This is a genomic window from Bacillus sp. SRB3LM (assembly GCF_015712745.1).
Taxonomy (GTDB): Bacteria; Bacillota; Bacilli; order Bacillales; family Bacillaceae_G; genus Bacillus_A; species Bacillus_A thuringiensis_K.
The window spans coordinates 1-2051 of record NZ_VWVQ01000001.1 but is presented as its reverse complement, the minus strand read 5'-3'; the positions used below and the strand labels follow the sequence as shown (position 1 = coordinate 2051).

The window sequence follows — 2051 nt, the reverse complement described above, 5'->3', positions numbered from 1 at the left end:
TAAGGAATAATGGATTGTTCTTGTAATGAATTCATAAAATACCCCCCTATAAAAATGGATTTGATATAGCATACTCTCTTTTCGAGACGGTGAAAAAACTCAGAGCTTTATATGTTTTATTGGTATTATAAACTATATTTTTTGTGTAAATGGAATGTTTTGGGTTGTTATCACCATTTTAAGATATACGTGAAATACTCTGTTTATTCCTGTAACTTTCTTTTTTATACAAAAAAGAAAATCTACAATATTTTCTGTAATCTGATGAAAATGTTCGAAAGATGTAATTATCTTTATAGAAATGTAAAAAAGGGAGCGCGCTACGGGATGGCTCTACACGTTTATTCCCTCATCTTTCAGTCCTTCCTACATTAAAAAAGAAAATCTACCTATTAATTTCCAAAGAAATGGATTTGTTGGATATGGATTCAAACGAATAAGGTTCTTCAAAAGAATCAAAATCTTGCAGAGTCATTCTTCTCTTAGAATGGTTTGATTGTTCAACAGGCATGCCTTGTCTATTTGTTTTCGTTGTTGCACATAGGATTGAGCAACTTGCAAGAGAAACTCTTCTTGCCCTATCCCCGCATTTGCTGCCATTTGTACGACTCTTTGCTTGAATTCATGATCTGCATGAAAAGTTAATGGCTCTACTACATTACTTTTAAAGTAAATACCCTCTACATAAGGAAGTATCGTGCCAGATTTCATATGAGAATGTAAGTATTTAACCTCTTCTTGAAATTGCAGTGGATCTACTTGTAATACGAAAGGCTTAATTTCCAATTTGATAGTATCTGATGAAGTACCTAAGGTTTTTTAAATAAAAAAGATACATACCCTCGTTTTGTAATTACCGCTTTTGTAATGAAAGGTTCAAAGAAGTAATCATGTTCCTTATAAGTGGATAGAAGGAATATTCCCTCATCATCTGTAAGAAACCTCCATATGCACCGTTCATCTCTATTACCCTTGCTGTTTTTCCAGTATGTTGATTTGTTAACAATTGATATAAATATATCTCTTCTTGTTGAATCTTCGTAATGAATGTTTTTCGTTCTTTTGTTTTAGTTTTTTCATAATCAAGCATAAAAATCTCTAGCTCTTCTTCATCGATAAGATAGACTTGTTTTCCATGTTTTTCACCCATTGTCGCGGGTAATTTTCCAGATTTGATGTATGTAAAGATAGTAGATGGTGCAACATTCAAAATTTCAGCTACTTCTTTCGTGCTAAGGTCTCTACCCTCATTTTTATTTTACTTTTTATCGCAAAATTACTATATGAAATAAGTTATTCACTACTGAAATATATCTATTTACTAATAAATTGCAAAAAATATATGTATAAGTAGATGAGAAAGAATATCATGTTGTGTAGAATCTAAAAAATGAATTCAGTTTAAATGATAACAAAAAGAAGTGACACCACGAAATTTAATATGTAATAAGACGAAAGCGTAGCATATCCCCTGATAAGGATATTTAAGGAGAAAGGTATAAAAATAAAGAATAGGGGTCTACTTCCGGAATGAATTATAATTTCACGTACCAAACTGTTTATTAAATAAAAATATACAAACAATAAGGGTTGCTTCTTTTCTCCTTTTTTCGATACAATAGACATATAGAATCTACAATAAGAAAGGTGACTCTCTTTATGAATCAACCTTTAGTGAATTTACGAATTGATTTTGCTTTTAAGCAATTATTTGGTGTACAAGGACAAGAGGAATTACTGATTTCTTTTTTAAATGCAATCTTGCATGATTCCTTATCTACATCGATTGTATCCTTAAAAATTGAAGACCCACATTTACATAAAGAATATGAAGAAGATAAATTATCCATACTAGATATATTAGCTACACTTCAAGATGAGACCAAGGTAAATGTAGAAATCCAGTTACGAAATACACAAGAGATTGTAAAACGTTCCCTGTATTATTGGAGTAAATTGTATACATCTCAATTAGAGCAAGGAATGCCTTATCGTTCTTTACGAAAAACGATTGCGATTAATCTATTAGATTTTGATCTCTTTCCTCAATA

General features: G+C 30.8%; 1 protein-coding gene and 2 pseudogenes. 1 reads left to right on the top strand and 2 read right to left on the bottom strand.

Annotated features, from left to right (window positions below; all coding sequences use genetic code 11):
• Nucleotides 1-471 precede the first annotated feature (471 nt).
• Together F3I02_RS34795 and F3I02_RS34790 are read right to left on the bottom strand one after the other, a co-directional pair.
• Nucleotides 472-807, bottom strand: a pseudogene (locus tag F3I02_RS34795) (hypothetical protein); the annotation flags it as partial.
• A 5-nt stretch (nucleotides 808-812) separates the two neighbouring features.
• Nucleotides 813-1243: pseudogene (locus F3I02_RS34790) on the bottom strand (helix-turn-helix domain-containing protein); the annotation flags it as partial.
• Nucleotides 1244-1659: 416 nt separating this feature from the next.
• Between F3I02_RS34790 and F3I02_RS00005 the strand changes: the two are divergent.
• The coding region (locus F3I02_RS00005) for an Rpn family recombination-promoting nuclease/putative transposase (RefSeq protein WP_196477245.1) at nucleotides 1660-2051 on the top strand (392 nt) is incomplete at its 3' end.